At 61.1% G+C, this 17,123-nt stretch carries 17 protein-coding genes; 8 read left to right on the top strand and 9 right to left on the bottom strand.

Annotated features, from left to right (window positions below; translation table 11 throughout):
* Positions 1–7: 7 nt before the first annotated feature.
* The 4 genes from RGV33_RS07565 to rpoE form a co-directional block, all read right to left on the bottom strand.
* Positions 8–1,444 carry a DegQ family serine endoprotease gene (locus RGV33_RS07565; protein ID WP_322143737.1) on the bottom strand — a complete coding sequence of 479 codons (1,437 nt, stop codon included), beginning with the start codon at positions 1,442–1,444 and terminating at the stop codon, positions 8–10.
* Between the two features lie 245 nt (positions 1,445–1,689).
* Positions 1,690–2,646: a MucB/RseB C-terminal domain-containing protein gene (locus RGV33_RS07560; RefSeq protein WP_322143736.1), complete on the bottom strand. Its 957-nt coding sequence runs from the start codon at positions 2,644–2,646 to the stop codon at positions 1,690–1,692.
* A 16-nt stretch (positions 2,647–2,662) separates the two neighbouring features.
* Positions 2,663–3,250, bottom strand: a complete 588-nt coding sequence (locus tag RGV33_RS07555; RefSeq protein ID WP_003172479.1) for a sigma-E factor negative regulatory protein — start codon at positions 3,248–3,250, stop codon at positions 2,663–2,665.
* Positions 3,251–3,281: 31 nt separating this feature from the next.
* Positions 3,282–3,863 carry an RNA polymerase sigma factor RpoE gene (gene rpoE, locus RGV33_RS07550; RefSeq protein WP_003172477.1) on the bottom strand — a complete coding sequence of 194 codons (582 nt, stop codon included), beginning with the start codon at positions 3,861–3,863 and terminating at the stop codon, positions 3,282–3,284.
* Positions 3,864–4,330: 467 nt separating this feature from the next.
* On the opposite strand from rpoE, the gene nadB reads away from it, so the two are divergent.
* Entirely contained in the window at positions 4,331–5,947 is a 1,617-nt protein-coding gene (gene nadB, locus RGV33_RS07545) for an L-aspartate oxidase (protein WP_322143735.1), read from the top strand.
* Here the strand turns inward: nadB and RGV33_RS07540 are convergent.
* Positions 5,916–6,368, bottom strand: coding sequence for a protein YgfX (locus tag RGV33_RS07540; RefSeq protein ID WP_322143734.1), 453 nt, complete (start codon positions 6,366–6,368; stop codon positions 5,916–5,918). The genes nadB and RGV33_RS07540 overlap by 32 nt on opposite strands.
* The gene (locus RGV33_RS07535; protein ID WP_003212000.1) at positions 6,352–6,606 is read right to left on the bottom strand and encodes a succinate dehydrogenase assembly factor 2; all 255 of its coding nucleotides are present in this window, start codon (positions 6,604–6,606) and stop codon (positions 6,352–6,354) included. The genes RGV33_RS07540 and RGV33_RS07535 overlap by 17 nt, the downstream gene beginning before the upstream one ends.
* Before the next feature lie 139 nt (positions 6,607–6,745).
* Here RGV33_RS07535 and RGV33_RS07530 point away from each other — a divergent pair, with 139 nt between their 5' ends.
* Positions 6,746–7,687, top strand: a complete 942-nt coding sequence (locus tag RGV33_RS07530) for a folate-binding protein YgfZ (RefSeq protein WP_322143733.1) — start codon at positions 6,746–6,748, stop codon at positions 7,685–7,687.
* Between the two features lie 36 nt (positions 7,688–7,723).
* Complete coding sequence (locus RGV33_RS07525) at positions 7,724–8,545, top strand: HDOD domain-containing protein (protein ID WP_322143732.1); 822 nt, start codon at positions 7,724–7,726, stop codon at positions 8,543–8,545.
* Here the strand turns inward: RGV33_RS07525 and RGV33_RS07520 are convergent, their stop codons facing one another.
* Both RGV33_RS07520 and RGV33_RS07515 read right to left on the bottom strand, forming a co-directional pair.
* Complete coding sequence (locus tag RGV33_RS07520) at positions 8,546–9,931, bottom strand: sensor histidine kinase (protein ID WP_322143731.1); 1,386 nt, start codon at positions 9,929–9,931, stop codon at positions 8,546–8,548. It lies immediately after the preceding gene.
* A complete protein-coding gene (locus RGV33_RS07515) occupies positions 9,924–10,595 on the bottom strand; it encodes a response regulator (RefSeq protein ID WP_003212008.1) in 672 nt (223 codons plus the stop codon). The genes RGV33_RS07520 and RGV33_RS07515 overlap by 8 nt, the downstream gene beginning before the upstream one ends.
* Positions 10,596–10,831: 236 nt before the next feature.
* On the opposite strand from RGV33_RS07515, the gene RGV33_RS07510 reads away from it, so the two are divergent.
* The 5 genes from RGV33_RS07510 to RGV33_RS07490 are packed head-to-tail and all read left to right on the top strand — an operon-like array spanning position 10,832 to position 16,192.
* Positions 10,832–12,112, top strand: a complete 1,281-nt coding sequence (locus RGV33_RS07510) for an OprD family porin (protein WP_322143730.1) — start codon at positions 10,832–10,834, stop codon at positions 12,110–12,112.
* A 28-nt stretch (positions 12,113–12,140) separates the two neighbouring features.
* Positions 12,141–13,127 carry a tripartite tricarboxylate transporter substrate binding protein gene (locus RGV33_RS07505; RefSeq protein ID WP_322143729.1) on the top strand — a complete coding sequence of 329 codons (987 nt, stop codon included), beginning with the start codon at positions 12,141–12,143 and terminating at the stop codon, positions 13,125–13,127.
* 60 nt (positions 13,128–13,187) lie between these two features.
* The gene (locus tag RGV33_RS07500; RefSeq protein WP_322143728.1) at positions 13,188–13,646 is read left to right on the top strand and encodes a tripartite tricarboxylate transporter TctB family protein; all 459 of its coding nucleotides are present in this window, start codon (positions 13,188–13,190) and stop codon (positions 13,644–13,646) included.
* 1 nt (position 13,647) lies between these two features.
* Entirely contained in the window at positions 13,648–15,162 is a 1,515-nt protein-coding gene (locus tag RGV33_RS07495) for a tripartite tricarboxylate transporter permease (RefSeq protein WP_322143727.1), read from the top strand.
* Positions 15,155–16,192, top strand: a complete 1,038-nt coding sequence (locus tag RGV33_RS07490; RefSeq protein ID WP_322143726.1) for an AbrB family transcriptional regulator — start codon at positions 15,155–15,157, stop codon at positions 16,190–16,192. The genes RGV33_RS07495 and RGV33_RS07490 overlap by 8 nt, the downstream gene beginning before the upstream one ends.
* Positions 16,193–16,331: 139 nt before the next feature.
* On the opposite strand, the gene ung is transcribed toward RGV33_RS07490, so the two are convergent.
* Positions 16,332–17,024, bottom strand: coding sequence for a uracil-DNA glycosylase (ung, locus tag RGV33_RS07485; protein WP_322143725.1), 693 nt, complete (start codon positions 17,022–17,024; stop codon positions 16,332–16,334).
* Positions 17,025–17,123: the final 99 nt, after the last annotated feature.

Below are 17,123 nucleotides of genomic sequence, written 5' to 3'. Positions count from 1 at the left end.
TAGCGGATTACTCAGCCAGCTTGAACGTAATGAAGCTTGCACGGCCCTGACGCAGGACGCGCATCGACACCGAGCGATTCTTCGGCAGCGCCTTGGCGATGTCGGTGAACTCTTTGGTGGAGTTGATAGCCTGGTTGTTCAGGTGAGTAATCACGTCACCCGGTTGCAGGCCGATCAGGGAGGCAGGACCGTCCTGGACTTCCTTGATCACTACACCACTCTTGAGGTCGAAGCTTTTCTTCTGCTCTTCGGTCAATTCGACTACGGCAATGCCCAGGCGGTTGCTGCTGCGTTCGGCACCCGGCTTGCTGTTGCCCAGCGCATCAAGCGCCGCGCCTTCTTCCGGGATCGCGCCTACGGTGAGTTCGACATTCTGGCGTTTGCCGTCACGAATGACTTCCAGCTTGGCTTTGCTGCCGGCCTTGAGCGCGCCTACCAGGTGTGGCAGGTCTGCAGACATGACGATTGGCTGGCCGTTCATGCTCAGGATCACGTCCCCCACTTGCAGGCCGCCTTTGGCTGCCGGGCCATCGTCCTGGATCTGCGCAACCAGAGCACCGGCTGGCTTGTCGAGGCCAAAGGATTCAGCCAGATCCTTGTTCACTTCCTGGATCACCACGCCCAGCCAGCCGCGGCTGACTTTGCCACCGGTTTTCAGCTGGTTGGAAACGTCCATCGCCACGTCGATCGGGATCGCGAAGGAAACACCCATGAAACCACCGGAGCGGGTGTAGATCTGCGAGTTGATACCGACTACTTCACCCGCCAGGTTGAACAGTGGACCACCGGAGTTGCCCGGGTTGATCGGCACGTCAGTCTGGATGAACGGCACGTAGTTTTCGTTCGGCAGGCTGCGGCCGATGGCGCTGACAATGCCTTGGGTCACGGTGTGGTCAAAACCAAACGGCGAACCTATGGCGACTACCCACTGCCCGGCTTTCAGGTCCTGGGATTTGCCCAGCTTCAGCACCGGCAGGTCTTTGCCTTCGATTTTCAGCAGGGCCACGTCGGAACGGGGGTCGGTACCCACCAGCTTGGCTTTCAGCTCACTGCGATCAGCCAGGCGCACCAGGATCTCGTCGGCATCGGCAATCACGTGGTTGTTGGTAAGGATATAGCCGTCAGGCGAGATGATAAAACCCGAACCCAGGGACTGAGCCTCGCGCTGGCCACCACCGCCACGCGGCGTGCGCGGCTGGGGCATGCCGCGTTCAAAGAACTCGCGCAGCATTGGCGGCAAGCCTTCCAGATCAGGCATCTGCTGGTTGGAGACTTTGCGATCAGGCAGCTTCTGCGTAGTACTGATGTTCACCACGGCAGGCGACGCCTGCTCCACCAGTTGGGTGAAGTCAGGCAGCTCGGCCGCTTGCGCGGTAACGGCCTGACCCAGCACCAGCACCGTGGCGACTATGGATAGGTAAGACTTCAAACGTGGTATCGACATACAGCTCCCGTTACGACGAGCAGGGTTGAGCGACAGGGTTCAATAAATGCCGAAAAAACTGCGACCGACATTTTTGTTCCGCGAACAAAACAAGGCCAAGGCCGTGAAGCCCTGACCTATAAAAAACATAGGGGATATTAGCAAGTGAAAAAAATGATCCAGACATTTCATGCTCTCGGCAGAAGCAGGCATCGGCTTTCTCCTGCACAACATTGAAATATCAGGATGAACATAGGATTAACAACTCACGGCGTGGCCGGCGTGGCGCCGCTACGTACAGACAGCGCAATTCGCTCGGCGGTACCGATCGGGATTTCTCCGACGACCGTCACCATCACCTCGCCCTCTACAGTGTTCAGGCGCCGCGATACCGCAACGGTAGGCCCAAGTTGGGTACGCGTCTCGGTAACAGCCGCGCCGTTGAGCGGCTCCAGAAACACCGAGAAACGTGCAAGCCCATCGTCATACATCAAGCTGCTGACAACCACCTTGGTGTGGGAATCTTTATGCGCGCTGCTGCTGGACAATTGAAAGCCCGGCGGCAACCAATCCAGGTGCCAGGCCTGAGGGGCTTCGGCTTCTGATGCCTTGGCAGTGGAAACAGCCACCGGCGTGCATTCTCCACTGGGCTGTAAATCCCGATCATCGGGCACCGAGGTGTTGAGCTGGGTAAACTGGAATCTCTCAAGCAACTGGCCCTGGTCATTGAGCAACAACGACTTCAGTGGCAGCGCGGTTTCGCGGTCCAGATGCAGTTCAAAACCATAACGGTATTGATCACGGGGCGTCACAGAGACAATGATTGCGTTTCGACCAGCCACGCGCGATTTGCCGGTTACGGCAAGATCGTAGAAAACCTTGAGTTTTTGCGGGTCAAAAGCGCGTGCAGGGGCGTTGGAGGAATCTCCAAGACCGGCAACCAGCGTGCCGCTTACGCATTGGGTACGACCGTCAACGCGCAAGACTTCCTGGGCAGAACCATCGAGCTGTAAAAGCCGCTCACGGACCAAGCCATTCTGGACACGATGCCAGATGTCATGGGTAGAAAAACTACCGTTACGCTCGTAGATAAAGGTGCCCTGGAAGCTTTGTTGCTGCTCCGCCCGCCCAAGACGAGTCAGCCAGTCTTGGGCTTCGTCGGCATGGGCAGGGACTACAAACCAGCCACTGAGCAACAGCGCAAGGAGCGGTATGGCACGCATAAAGCTCCTTGGCGGACTAGCGGTTTTCCAGGCTTGCAGCGCGAGCGTATGGCAGAGCGCTTTCAGTGCCTTTCAGGGCAGATTCCTGTGCGTGTTGGCGCAGGTAGCCCGGAAGACGCTGATCCTGCCAGCCGGATTGCCCTTGAAGTACACCGTTGGCCATAGGCCCGGTGGTATCGGAGCTTTCTTTGTAGCCGGCCAGTACGGCTGGGCCCTTGACCTGCGGACCGGCCATAACCGGTTGCTGAGTCTGTTGGGCCAGTTCGGCACCGGCGATCTCGTCCTGGTTGTACAGGCGAACACCGGCCAATACAGCAACGGTCACCGAAGCGGCCACTGCCAAACGACCCAGGCTACGCCAAGGACCGCGAGCAGCTTTTGCCGGAACGGCTTCATCAGCCAGTGCAGCAGAAACGGCCGCAGCAATATCCAGACGAGGGATTAGTAGATCCTTATGCATCACCGCCCGAGCGACTTGGTAACGAGACCAGGTATCACGGGTTTCGGCGTCATCAAATGCATTAAGCACCCGACGAAGTTCCAGTTCATCCGCTTCGTTATCCATCACTGCGGACAGCGATTCCTGCAGGGCATCACGACTCATGGCGGTTCCTCTCTTGGCTGTCGCCGCTGTCTCAGTTTTCCTGCAACAACGGCTGCAGGGCTTTATCGATGGCTTCCCGAGCCCGGAAAATCCGGGAACGTACGGTACCCACCGGACATTGCATGACGCTCGCAATGTCCTCGTAACTCAGACCATCGAATTCACGTAAAGTTAACGCCGTACGTAAATCTTCTGGCAGTTGCTGAATAGTGCGATGAACGGTGCCTTCGATCTCGTCGCGCAGCAGAGCACGCTCCGGCGACTCGAGATCCTTGAGGCCGTGATCACCATCATAAAATTCAGCATCTTCCGAACTAACATCACTATCCGGCGGGCGGCGACCGCGAGAAACCAGATAGTTCTTCGCCGTGTTAATGGCGATGCGGTAGAGCCACGTGTAAAACGCGCTATCACCGCGGAAATTACCGAGTGCACGATAAGCCTTGATAAAGGCTTCCTGTGCAACGTCCTGCGCTTCATGGGTGTCGTGCACAAACCGCACGATCAACCCGAGAATTTTGTGCTGGTATTTCAGCACTAGCAGATCAAATGCCCGCTTGTCGCCGCGTTGAACGCGCTCGACCAGCTGCTGATCCTCTTCCTGGGTTAGCATGAACACTCCTCGTTGTACTTGAAGGAGGCTTGCATAACTAATCGATCAGGCTTGCAAACATAGACTCGGACTTTTCGCAAAAGTTCTCCCCCTCCAAGCAAGTTTCCGGTACGCACTGATTTGGCACACACGAAAAACGCAGCGCGGGCAATGCCGGCTGCGCGAATAATCTGTCGCCAGTTTCCTGACACGCCTGCAAGAGGCGCCGACCAGTAAATCCAGCGTGTTCCCAGCTTTCGGGCATCCTGCTATTGAGTCGGGGCCTATGCAAAAAGTTCCCATCTCGATCGCTGTCCGTTTCATGAAAGCCGTGCAGTTCGTTGACCGTAGTCTCACAATGCCACGAATGCCCGGCTATTGTGCCGCTCCCCCCCTCTATATACTAGTGGGCCGTGTGACCCTTTGATTCGCCGATCCAGGCGTCCTGTTTGCGCCCCCTTCGGATCGCTTTTTGCGGAATCCTTCAAATGAGCCAACAGTTTCAACACGATGTCCTGGTGATTGGCAGCGGCGCCGCGGGCTTGAGCCTTGCGCTGACCTTGCCGGGCCACCTGCGCATAGCCGTTCTGAGCAAGGGCGACCTGGCCAATGGCTCGACATTCTGGGCCCAGGGCGGTGTCGCCGCGGTGCTCGATGACACCGACACCGTACAATCCCATGTCGAAGACACCCTCAATGCCGGCGGCGGCCTTTGCAATGAAGAGGCGGTGCGCTTCACCGTCGAGCACAGTCGCGAAGCCATCCAGTGGCTGATCGACCAGGGGGTGCCCTTTACCCGCGATGAACATTCCGGTACCGACGACGGCGGCTTCGAGTTCCACCTGACCCGCGAAGGCGGCCACAGCCACCGGCGCATCATCCACGCCGCCGACGCCACCGGCGCCGCCATTTTCAAGACCTTGCTCGACCAGGCCCGGCAACGCCCCAACATCGAATTGCTGGAGCAGCGCGTCGCCGTCGACCTGATCACCGAAAAGCGTCTGGGCCTCTCGGGTGACCGCTGCCTCGGCGCCTACGTGCTCAACCGTGCCAGCGGCGAAGTCGACACCTACGGCGCACGCTTCACCATTCTCGCCTCGGGCGGCGCGGCAAAGGTGTACCTCTATACCAGCAACCCCGATGGCGCCTGTGGTGATGGCATCGCCATGGCCTGGCGTTCGGGGTGCCGGGTGGCAAACCTGGAATTCAACCAGTTCCACCCCACGTGCCTGTATCACCCACAGGCCAAGAGTTTCCTGATCACCGAAGCCCTGCGCGGCGAAGGCGCACACCTGAAACTGCCCAACGGCGAACGCTTCATGCAGCGCTTCGACCCGCGTGCCGAGCTCGCGCCGCGCGACATCGTCGCCCGGGCCATCGACCACGAAATGAAGCGCCTGGGCATCGACTGCGTCTACCTGGACATCAGCCACAAACCCGAAGCCTTCATCAAGACGCACTTCCCGACGGTCTACGAGCGCTGCCTGGCGTTCAACATCGACATCACCAAAGGCCCGATCCCGGTCGTCCCGGCGGCGCACTACACCTGCGGTGGTGTGATGGTCGACCAACACGGCCGCACCGACGTGCCCGGCCTGTATGCCATCGGCGAAACCAGCTTCACCGGCCTGCACGGCGCCAACCGCATGGCCAGCAACTCGCTGCTGGAATGTTTCGTCTATGCGCGCTCCGCCGCTGCCGACATCCTTGAACAACTGCCCCGCATCCCGGTACCGGCCGCCCTGCCCCGCTGGGACGCCAGCCAGGTGACCGATTCGGACGAGGACGTGATCATCGCCCACAACTGGGACGAGTTACGGCGCTTCATGTGGGACTACGTGGGCATCGTGCGCACCAACAAGCGCCTGGCGCGGGCACAACACCGGGTTCGGCTGCTGCTGGATGAGATCGACGAGTTCTACAGCAACTATAAAGTCAGCCGCGACCTGATCGAGTTGCGCAACCTGGCGCAGGTGGCGGAACTGATGATCCGCTCGGCCATGGAACGCAAGGAAAGCCGGGGCCTGCATTACACCCTCGACTACCCGCAGATGCTGCCCGAGGCGCGCGACACTATTCTGGTGCCAACCACCTACGGCGGCTGAACTTCAGGCGCACCCGCAGGCGCCGATGCACATCGGCGGTCTGCGAATCGCGCGGCACACACACCGAACGCACCCGCCAGTCACCCTGCACGCGAAAGCGCAGCACCACGATCAACGGCAACGCCAGGCTGTCGGGACGCAGTTGCACGCTGTGCCAGCCACGCGCGGTGCTCCACAACTGCCAACCGTCTTCATCGCGGCGCAGGCCACGGATCGACGAACGGTGAGTCAGCAGAATATGGCGCGGCAGCACCCATCCGCCGTGCGCCAGGCACAGCAAGGCGCCGAAAGCGGCAACCCACGGGGGCACATCGAGAAACCACAACGCACCCAGTGCGAACGCCAGGGCGAAAAGATAAGCCGCCAGCAACTGCCCGGAGGCGTGCCAGCGGCATTCGAACGTATTACTTGGGCTGGACACGATCCAGGATCATCCGAACCATGCGTTGCAGCTCCGGGTCTTCCGATTCGGCGCGCTCCATGAACCAGCCGAACATGTCCTGATCTTCGCATTCCAGCAGCTTGCGGTAGCAATCGCGGTCGACGTCGTTGAGGTGCGGGTAGACCTCCCTGACGAACGGTACCAGCAACACGTCCAGCTCAAGCATGCCGCGGCGGCTGTGCCAGTAGAGGCGATTGAGTTCTACATCTTCGACCATGGAGCGCTCCTCAAATAGAGCGCAAGTATACAGGCCGACGCTGCCTGGAACAGTCGGCTTTGGTCGGCCATACCGAAACTATCCATTTGCCGGGCGCCCCTCTATGATGCACCCATGACTCTTTAACCTGCGATGACCCATGGCTGACTCTGCTTTCTTCTGCTCCCTGCCACACGAAGGCGTTCTCGCCGTCCGCGGTTCCGACGCTGCCAAGTTCCTCCAGGGACAACTGACCTGCAACCTCAACTACCTGAGTGACACCCAGGCCAGCCTGGGCGCGCGTTGCACCCAAAAAGGGCGCATGCAGTCGAGCTTCCGTATCCTGCTGCAAGGTGATGGCGTGCTGATGGCCATGGCCACCGAACTGCTGGAGCCGCAACTGGCAGACCTTAAGAAGTACGCCGTATTCTCCAAATCCAAACTCACCGACGAAAGCGCCGCCTGGGCGCGTTTCGGGGTGTCGCAAGCTGACCCGGTACTGGCCAGCCTCGGCCTTGAGCTACCCGCCGAGACCGACAGCGTGGTGCGCAGCGACGACTTGATCGCCATCCGCGTATCCCCAGGCCGCGCCGAACTCTGGGCCCCTGCCGCCCAAGCCGAAACCCTGCGCAGCCAACTCGGCTCGCAATTGAACGAAGTTGAACTGAACCATTGGCTGCTGGGCCAGATCCGTGCCGGCATCGGCCAGGTCATGCCCCAGACCCGCGAACTGTTCATCCCGCAAATGCTCAACCTGCAAGCCGTGGGTGGTGTCAGCTTCAAGAAAGGCTGCTACACCGGCCAGGAAATCGTCGCGCGCATGCAGTACCTGGGCAAACTCAAGCGTCGTTTGTACCGCCTGAGCCTGAATGCCAGCGAATTGCCAGAGCCCGGTACGCCACTGTTTTCCCCGACTCACAACAGCGCCATCGGCGAGGTGGTGATTGCCGCCCGTGCCGACCAGGCGATTGAACTTCTAGCGGTGCTGCAAGCCGAAGCAGCAGAGAGTGGCGATGTGCATGTAGGCACGCTGGAAGGCCCGGGCCTTCAACTGCTCGACCTGCCTTACCAGCTGGACCGTGATCGCGAGATCCAGCGCTGATCGTCGTACCTTTTTGCAACACCCTAGAGATCTTGAATGAACAAGCTGGCGGAAAAAGTCCAACAGGCTTTGGTTGTGGCCATCGATAACGATGACCTGGTTCTGCCAACGCTACCGGAGGTGGCCCTGAAGATTCGTCAGGCCGCCGAAGACCCGGACATCAGCATCAGCCACCTGAGCAAAGTGATCGGCCGAGACACTGCCCTGTCGGCACGGCTGATTAAAGTGGTCAACAGCCCGCTGTTGCGTGCGACCCAGGAAGTCACCGACTTGCACACCGCCATCACTCGGCTGGGCACCAACTACAGCAGCAACCTGGCGATTGGCCTGGTGATGGAACAAATCTTCCACGCCCGTTCCGAAGTGGTCGAACAAAAGATGCGCGATGTGTGGCGGCGCAGCCTGGAAGTAGCCGGCGTGAGCTATGCGCTGTGCCGCAACCACAGCCAATTGAAGCCGGACCAGGCAGCCCTCGGCGGCCTGGTGCACCAGATTGGCGTGCTGCCGATCCTGACCTACGCCGAAGACCACTATGAGCTGCTGGCTGACCCGGTCAGCCTGAATCACGTGATTGAAAGCATCCACCCATTGCTGGGCGCCAAGCTGCTGCGCCGCTGGGACTTCCCGGAAATGCTGGTCAACCTGCCAGCGCAATACATGGACCTGGAGCGCGACTCCGAGCGCCTGGACTATATCGACCTGGTCCAAGTCGCCGTGCTGTACTGCCATCGCAACACCGATCACCCTCTGGCCAGCGTGCCGGTATCGACGCTGCCTGCGATCAGCAAACTGCGAATCGACCCCTACAACGACGCCTTGCGCGCCGAGCTGGATGAAGCGCGGTCGATGTTTTACTGATTACCCGGCGATAAAACTGACCCGCACCTTCAACCCCGCCAGCTCACCATCATGCAAGCTGATCTGCGCCAGGTGTGCCCGGCAGATCTCGCCGACAATTGCCAGCCCCAAGCCCGAACCCAGGCCCTGCTGGCTGCGCCGATAGAAGCGCTCGAACACCCGGTCCCGCTCATCCAGCGGGATACCCGGGCCGTCATCTTCCACCTCAAGTACCGCTGGTGCCGTGACCCGCAGGATCACGTTGCCACCCGGCGGTGTGTGGGCCAGAGCGTTGTCCACCAGGTTGCTCAGTAATTCGTTCAACAACGTCGGCTCGCCCCGCAGCCACACCGGTTCGTCCGCCTCCAGTGCCAACGCCACACCGCGGGCATGGGCCAGCGGCGCCATGGCCATGCCCAGCTCACGGGCCAACTGGCTCAAGTCCAGCAACTGCGCTCCGCCTTCGGCAATTGCCCGGGCGCCGTTTTCGATGCGCGCCAACGAGAGCAATTGATTGGCCAGGTGAGTCAGGCGATCGGTGCCTTGGGCGGCGGTTTCCAGGGTGGTGCGCCAGGTGGCCGGGTTGTCGGCGCGCAGGCCGAGTTCCAGGCGCGCCTTGAGCGCCGCCAGCGGCGTACGCAGCTCATGCGCGGCATCGGCAATGAACTGCGCCTGGCGCTCGAACTGCCCGCGCAGGCGTTCGGTGAAATGGTTGAGCGCCCGCACCAGCGGGCCCAACTCATGTTGCACTTCCACCAGCGGCAACGGCCGCAGGTCATCCGGCTGACGCTCCTCTACCGCCGTGCGCAAACGCTCCAGCGGGCGCAGGGCCGCACTCACGGCAAACCACACCAACAGCAACGCGCCGACGGCCAGCATGCCCAAGCGCAGCAACGTATCAGCCATCAGGCTGCGCGCCATGGCGACTCGCGCCTCATCGGTTTCGGCCACGCGGATTTCCGCCATGCCGTTCATGTTCGGTTCGGACACCGGCTTGAGCAGGCTCACCACCCGCACGTTCTGGCCCTGATACCTGGCGTTATAGAAACGCGCCAGCGCCGGGTAGTCATCGGTACGTGGCGTACCCGGCGGCGGGCCCGGCAGGTTTTCGTAGCCAGAAATAAGCTTCTGGTGAATATCATTGACCTGGTAGTAAATCCGCCCGGCGCTGTCATAGGCGAATGTGTCCAGTGCCACGTAGGGCACATCGGCACTCAAGGTGCCGTCGCGATGAGACAGGCCGGCAGCAATGGTCCGTGCCGAGGCCAGCAGCGTGCGGTCATAGGCCGTATCCGCTGCCTCGCGCCCATTCCAGTAAGCGCTCAAGCCGCTGGCAATCATCAACACCACCAACAGCAACGCCAGGTTCCACAGCAGGCGCCAGCGCAGGCTGCTGGGCTTATGCATCGCGGGCTTCCAGCAGGTACCCCAGGCCACGGAACGTGACAATGGCCACTGGCTGGCCGTCGAGTTTCTTGCGCAGGCGGTGCACGTAGATTTCGATGGCATCGGGGCTGGCCTCTTCATCCAGGCCGAACACCTGGGATGCCAGTTGCTCCTTGCTCATCACCCGGCCGGGACGTGCGATCAGCGCCTCAAGCACCGCCTGCTCGCGGGAGGTCAGGGTCAGCAGTTCACCGCCCAGGGTGAAGCGCCGGGTGTCCAGGTCGTAGATCAGTACGCCACAGGCCTGCTGCCGCTCACCGCCGAGCACGCTACGGCGCAGCAGCGCTTTCACCCGCGCTTCCAGCTCAGTCAGTTCGAACGGCTTGGCCAGGTAGTCATCTGCGCCGAGGTTGAGGCCATGCACCCGGTCTTTTACGTCGCTGCGAGCCGTCAGCATCAACACAGGCAGATTTTTCCCACGCGCCCGCAACCGTGCCAGCACCTCAAAACCGTCCATGCGCGGCAGGCCCACATCAAGGATCGCCACTGCGTATTCCTCGCTGCTCAGGGCCAGGTCCGCCGCCACGCCATCGTGCAGCACGTCGACGGTCAAACCCGTGCTCTTGAGCGCCTGGGCAACACTTTCGGCTAGCTGCAAATGGTCTTCGACCAGAAGGACACGCATGGGTTTTTACCTCGTTCGGGGGTGGTCGGCGCCACGCTTTGCCGGGGAGTTTACAGGCGCCGCCTGTGCTGTGAAGCCCGAAAACATTGAAAGGCCACTGAAAGGTTAGTGAAAGCTTCGCCCTTTAGCATCCAGCCACGGTGGGTTTCGCCTGCCGAGCTATTTCACCCATAGCGCCCGAAAAACGCCTCGAAGCGTTTTCGCCAAAATAAGAACAATAACGGAGTACACCCACGATGCTGCGCACACAGCCGCCTGCTCGTTCTTCTCGTCTCATCCAGACCGCCCTTGCCAGTGCCGCCGCCCTTGCCGGCTTCTCGCCTGCAGGCCAAGCTGCCTTTTTCGAGGACAGCACCGCCACCCTCGAAACCCGCAACATGTACTTCAACCGCGACTTTCGCGACGGCACCAGCGCGCAACAATCCAAGCGCGACGAATGGGCCCAGGGCTTCATGCTCAACCTGCAGTCGGGCTACACCGACGGCACCGTCGGCTTTGGCGTGGATGCGCTGGGCATGCTTGGGGTCAAGCTCGACTCCAGCCCCGACCGCACCGGCACGGGCTTGCTGCCGACTCACGATGACGGACGCGCTGCCAACGAATACTCCAAACTCGGCCTGACCGGCAAAGTGAAGATCTCCGCCACCGAGCTGAAAATCGGCGCGCTGATCCCCGAGCTGCCGATCCTCAAACCCAACGACGGGCGCATCCTGCCGCAGACGTTTGAGGGTGGCCTGTTGAGTTCCAAGGAGTTCAAGAACCTGGTGTTTACCGGCGGCCGCCTGAACAAGGCCAAGGACCGCGACGACACCAACTACGAAGACATTGGCCTCAACAACAAGAACAGCCGCTTTCTCAGCGGCGCCACCGGCAAGCATTTCGACTTCGGCGGCGTGGACTACAAGTTCGCCGACAAGATCACCGGCAGCTACCACTTCGCCCAACTTGACGACGTGTACCGCCAGCACTTCCTCGGCCTGGTGGCCTCGCGCCCGATGGGCCCCGGCACCTTCGGCGCCGACCTGCGCCTGGCCGTCAGCGATGACACCGGTGCAGCGCGCGGTGGCAAGATCGACAACACCTCCCTCAACGGCCTCTTCAGCTATGCCCTCAATGGCCATAAGCTAAGTGCCGGCTACCAGCACATGTCCGGTGACAGCGCCTTTCCCTACGTGGATGGCAGCGATCCTTACCTTGTCAACTTCGTGCAGATCAACGACTTTGCCGGCGCCGAAGAACGCTCCTGGCAGGCACGCTACGACTACGACTTCGCCAAGCTTGGGATTCCTGGCCTGAGCTTCATGAGCCGTTACCTGTCGGGTGACAACATCAAGCTCAAGAACGGCGAGACCGGCAAGGAGTGGGAACGCAACAGCGAGATCCGTTACGTAGTACAGAACGGCACCTTCAAGGATGTGGCCGTGCGGCTGCGCAATGCCACCTACCGTTCCAACTATTCGGCCCGTGATGCGGATGAAGTGCGCTTGCTGGTGAGCTACAGCGTCGCGCTTTGGTAACAGCAACCTCATAACAACAATGATGGAGATGAACATGACCCTTTCACTGCGTAAATTTGCCCTGACGGCCAGCTGCATGCTGTTCGCCAGCCAACTGTTGGCCGCCGAGCCCAAGCGCCCGGAATGCATTGCCCCGGCATCCCCGGGCGGCGGGTTTGACCTGACCTGCAAACTGGCGCAGAGCGCGCTGGTCAACCAGAAACTGCTCAGTAAGCCGATGCGCGTGACCTACATGCCCGGCGGCGTGGGCGCGGTGGCCTACAACGCAGTCGTGGCCCAGCGCCCGGCAGACGCCGGCACGTTGGTGGCCTGGTCCAGCGGTTCGCTGTTGAACCTGGCCCAGGGCAAGTTCGGCCGCTTCGATGAAAGCGCCGTGCGCTGGCTCGCCGCCGTCGGCACCAGCTACGGTGCCATCGCGGTCAAAAGCGATTCGCCCTATAAAAACCTCGACGATCTGGTCAAGGCCCTGAAGAAAGATCCAGGCAGCGTGGTCATCGGTTCCGGCGGCACCGTCGGCAGCCAGGACTGGATGCAAACCGCATTGATCGCCAAGGCTGCCGGGATCAACCCGCGCGACCTGCGTTACGTGGCACTGGAAGGCGGCGGTGAAATCGCCACCGCCCTGCTGGGCGGCCATATCCAGGTGGGCAGTACCGACATCTCCGACTCCATGCCACACATCCTCAGCGGTGACATGCGCCTGCTGGCGGTGTTCGCCGACGAGCGCCTGGACGAGCCGGAAATGAAGAACATCCCGACCGCCAAGGAACAAGGCTACGACATCGTCTGGCCAGTGGTGCGTGGTTTCTACCTCGGGCCAAAGGTCAGCGACGAAGACTACGCCTGGTGGAAAGACGCCTTCGACAAACTGCTGGCCTCCGACGAGTTCGCCAAGCTGCGTGACCAGCGCGAGCTGTTCCCGTTCGCCATGACCGGCCCGGAACTGGACACCTACGTGAAGAAACAGGTGGCTGACTACAAAGTGCTGGCCAAAGAGTTCGGCCTGATCCAGTAATCGCCCCTTGTTCGCGCGGCCACGCCCTTGCGCATCGGGGGCGTGGCCCAGGAGTTTCACATGCTCTTACAACGCATTTTCGCCTCAGTGATGTTGCTGGCCTGCGCCGGCCTCGCCCTGATGGCCTGGCCGTATCAGGCCTCGTTTTCCTACGAGCCGGTAGGGCCCCGGGCCTACCCGCTGCTGATGCTCGGGCTGATGGGCCTGGGTTTGATCTACATGCTGTTTCGCCCACAGCCCACCAAGCACACGGAAGAAGAGCCGGCGCTGGACCGCCACACCCTGGTCAAGATCGGCATCTGCGTTGCGCTGTTGCTGGTGTTTGCCGGCACCTTCGAACCCCTGGGTTTTATCCTCAGCAGCATGCTGATCGGCATTCCGATGGCCCGCCTGTATGGCGGCCGCTGGCTACCCAGCGTGGTGATCGTGACCTTGATGAGCATCGGCCTTTATCTGTTGTTCGACAAAGCCATGGATGTACCGCTGCCGCTCGGCCTGCTTGAAGTTCTGGAGAACTGATATGGATACGTTCAGCTATTTGGGCCAGGGCTTCGGCGTTGCACTGACCCCTTACAACCTGATCACCGCGCTGTGCGGCACCTTGATCGGCACCGTGGTCGGCCTGCTGCCGGGCCTGGGCCCGATCAACGGCGTGGCGCTGTTGATCCCCATCGCATTCGCCCTCGGGCTGCCGCCCGAGTCGGCGTTGATCCTGTTGGCCGCCGTGTACCTGGGCTGCGAGTACGGCGGGCGCATCAGCTCGATCCTGCTGAACATCCCGGGTGAAGCCTCCACCGTGATGACCACCCTCGACGGCTACCCGATGGCCCGCAAAGGCCTGGCGGGCGTGGCCTTGTCGCTGTCGGCATGGAGCTCGTTCATCGGCGCGTTTATCGCCACCTGCGGCATGGTGCTGTTCGCCCCGCTGCTGGCCAAATGGGCGATTGCCTTCGGCCCGGCGGAATATTTCGTACTGATGGTGTTTGCCATCGTGTGCCTGGGCGGCATGGCCGGTGACAAACCGCTGAAGACCTTCGTGGCAGCCTTGATCGGCCTGTTTCTGTCGGCAGTGGGTATTGATGCCAACAGCGGTGTGTACCGTTTCACCGGCGATAACATCCACCTGACCGACGGCATCCAATTCGTGGTGCTGGTGCTGGGCCTGTTCTCCATCAGCGAGATCCTGTTGCTGCTGGAAAAAACCCACCGTGGCCAGGAAGCGGTAAAAGCCACCGGACGGATGATGTTCAACCTGAAGGAAGCTTCCTCGGTATTCGTAGTGAATATTCGCTGCGGCCTGTTGGGTTTCATCATGGGCGTATTGCCGGGCGCTGGCGCCACACTGGCCTCTGCCGTGGCCTACATGACCGAGAAACGCCTGGCCGGCGCCAGCGGTAAATTCGGCCAGGGCGACATGCGTGGCCTGGCCGCTCCGGAAACCGCGATCGGCGCTTCTGCCTGCGGCGCCCTGGTGCCAATGCTGACCCTCGGTGTACCCGGTTCGGGCACCACAGCGGTAATGATCGGCGCCCTGTCGCTGTACAACATCACCCCCGGCCCGCTGCTGTTCCAACAGCAACCGGACATCGTCTGGGGCCTGATCGCCTCGTTGTTTATCGCCAACATCATGCTGGTGATCCTCAACATCCCGATGATCCGCATCTTCACGCGCATCCTTGCCGTGCCGAACTGGGCGCTGGTACCGGTGATTGCCATCATCACCGCGATCGGTGTGTACGCGGTTCATGCCACCACCTTCGACCTGTTCCTGATGGTCGGCATCGGTATCTTCGGCTATATCCTGCGCAAGCTGGACTTCCCGCTGTCGCCGGTCCTGCTGGGCTTTATCCTCGGCGGCTTGATGGAGCAGAACCTGCGCCGTGCGCTGTCGATTTCCAACGGCGAACTGCAAATCCTCTGGTCGAGCCCGATCACCTTCGGTGTATGGGTGCTGACTGCGTTGATGCTGCTGTTCCCGCTGGTGCGTATCTGGCGCAAGCGTTCCCTGCAGCGTCGTGCCGTGGCCGATGTCTGAGGTCACGTTCAGAAGCTGGTGGGCAACACCGCTGGTCGGTCTGCTGGGCGGGTACCTCGCCAGCCAGATCGGCTGGCCACTGCCGTACATGGTCGGCTCGTTGCTGGCGATCATCCTTGTTCGCTGCCTTACACCCTGGCAGCTCGCAGAAATCCCCGGCGGCCGCAAATGCGGCCAGTGGGTGGTCGGCATCGGCATCGGCCTGCACTTCACCCCAGTGGTGATGGAGCAGGTGATGAGCCACTTCGGCCTGATCTTCTTCGGCGCGCTGGTCACCAGCCTCTCCAGCATTGTGGGGGTGTGGTTGATGCGCCGCAGCGGTGAAGACCGCGCCACCGCATTTTTCTCCAGCATGCCGGGTGGTTCCGGCGAGATGGTCAACCTCGGCGCACGCAATGGCGCGGTGCTCAGCCGCGTCGCGGCGGGCCAGAGTCTGCGGGTGTTGGTGGTGGTGCTGTGTGTACCGGCGGCGTTCAAATACGTGCTGGGTGAAGGTGCTCCGCAGTTTCATCCAGCCAACGTCGATTGGACCTGGCTGGCGGTGCTGTTCCCTGTCGGCGGCTTGGTGGCCTGGGGTTGGCAGCGCTTGCGCCAGCCAAACCCATGGCTGTTCGGGCCGTTGCTGGTGAGCGCCGCCGTCAGCATTACCTGGGACTTGCACATCGGCCTGCCCGACGGCGGCAGCCAGATCGGCCAGTGGCTGATCGGCAGCGGCCTGGGTTGCCACTTCAACCGGCAGTTCTTCCGGCGTGCACCGTTGTTCATGGGGCGTACGTTGATCGGTACGGCGTTGACCATGTTGATCGCCACGCTGGCGGCTGTGGGCTTGAGTGCGCTCACACAACTGGATCTGCGTTCGCTGACACTGGGCATGATGCCAGGCGGAATTGCGGAAATGAGCCTGACGGCGGAAACCCTGCAACTGTCGGTGCCGTTGGTGACGGCGATGCAGGTGATGCGCTTGTTGTTTGTGTTGTTTCTGGCGGAGCCGTTGTTTCGGCACTGGAACCGGCAACCAGACAAAATCTAAAGCCTGAGAGACGTTCAATAGTGGGAGCTGTCGAGCCCAAGCGAGGCTGCGATAGTGGTGGGTCAGGCAGCATTATGCTGACTGTGCCGCCGTCTTCGCAGCCTCGCTAAAGCTCGACAGCTCCTACATTGGATCTATGTCAAACCGGCGGCAATCGCCACTCGATCGGCGTCTCGCCATTCTGCTCCAGAAACTTGTTGGTGCGGCTGAAATGCCCGCAGCCAATAAACCCTCTATACGCCGACAGCGGCGACGGATGCACCGACGTCAGCACCAAGTGCTTGGTGGCGTCGATCAGCTTCTGCTTGCCCTGCGCATGGGCGCCCCACAGCAGGAACACCAGGTGTGGCTGGTGCGCGCTGACAATCTCGATCACCCGGTCGGTAAAGAACTGCCAGCCCTTGCCTGCATGGGCGTTGGCATTCGCGCGCTCTACAGTCATGGTGGTGTTGATCATCAGCACACCCTGGTCGGCCCAGCTTTGCAGGTGGCCGTGGTTGGGGATGTCGATGTTCAGGTCGCGCTTGAGTTCTTTATAGATATTGACCAGCGACGGCGGCGCCGGCACGCCCGGTTGCACCGAGAAGCACAAGCCATGGGCCTGGCCGGGGCCGTGGTACGGGTCCTGGCCGAGGATTACCACCTTGACCTTGTCCAGCGGCGTTGAGTTGAGCGCGTTGAAGATCATCGGGCCCGGCGGGTAGATCTCCTTGCCGGCCGCGTGTTCCTGACGCAGGAATTCACGGAGCTGGGCCATGTACGGCTGGTCGAACTCGTCACGCAGGGCGTGTTTCCAGCTGGGTTCGAGTTTGATACGGTCGTCGGTGGTCATGGTTGCATCCAGAAAAAACAATGGTGCGAACCCTAGGAAAGCCCACCCTGCTTGTCAATTGATCTGACGCAGAACCGGCACTTTCCCGCGAAGCGATCA

This window comes from Pseudomonas sp. Bout1, assembly GCF_034314165.1.
GTDB lineage: Bacteria > Pseudomonadota > Gammaproteobacteria > Pseudomonadales > Pseudomonadaceae > Aquipseudomonas.
The sequence above is the reverse complement of the archived record's forward strand: the minus strand, read 5'-3'. Positions and strand labels throughout refer to the sequence as shown.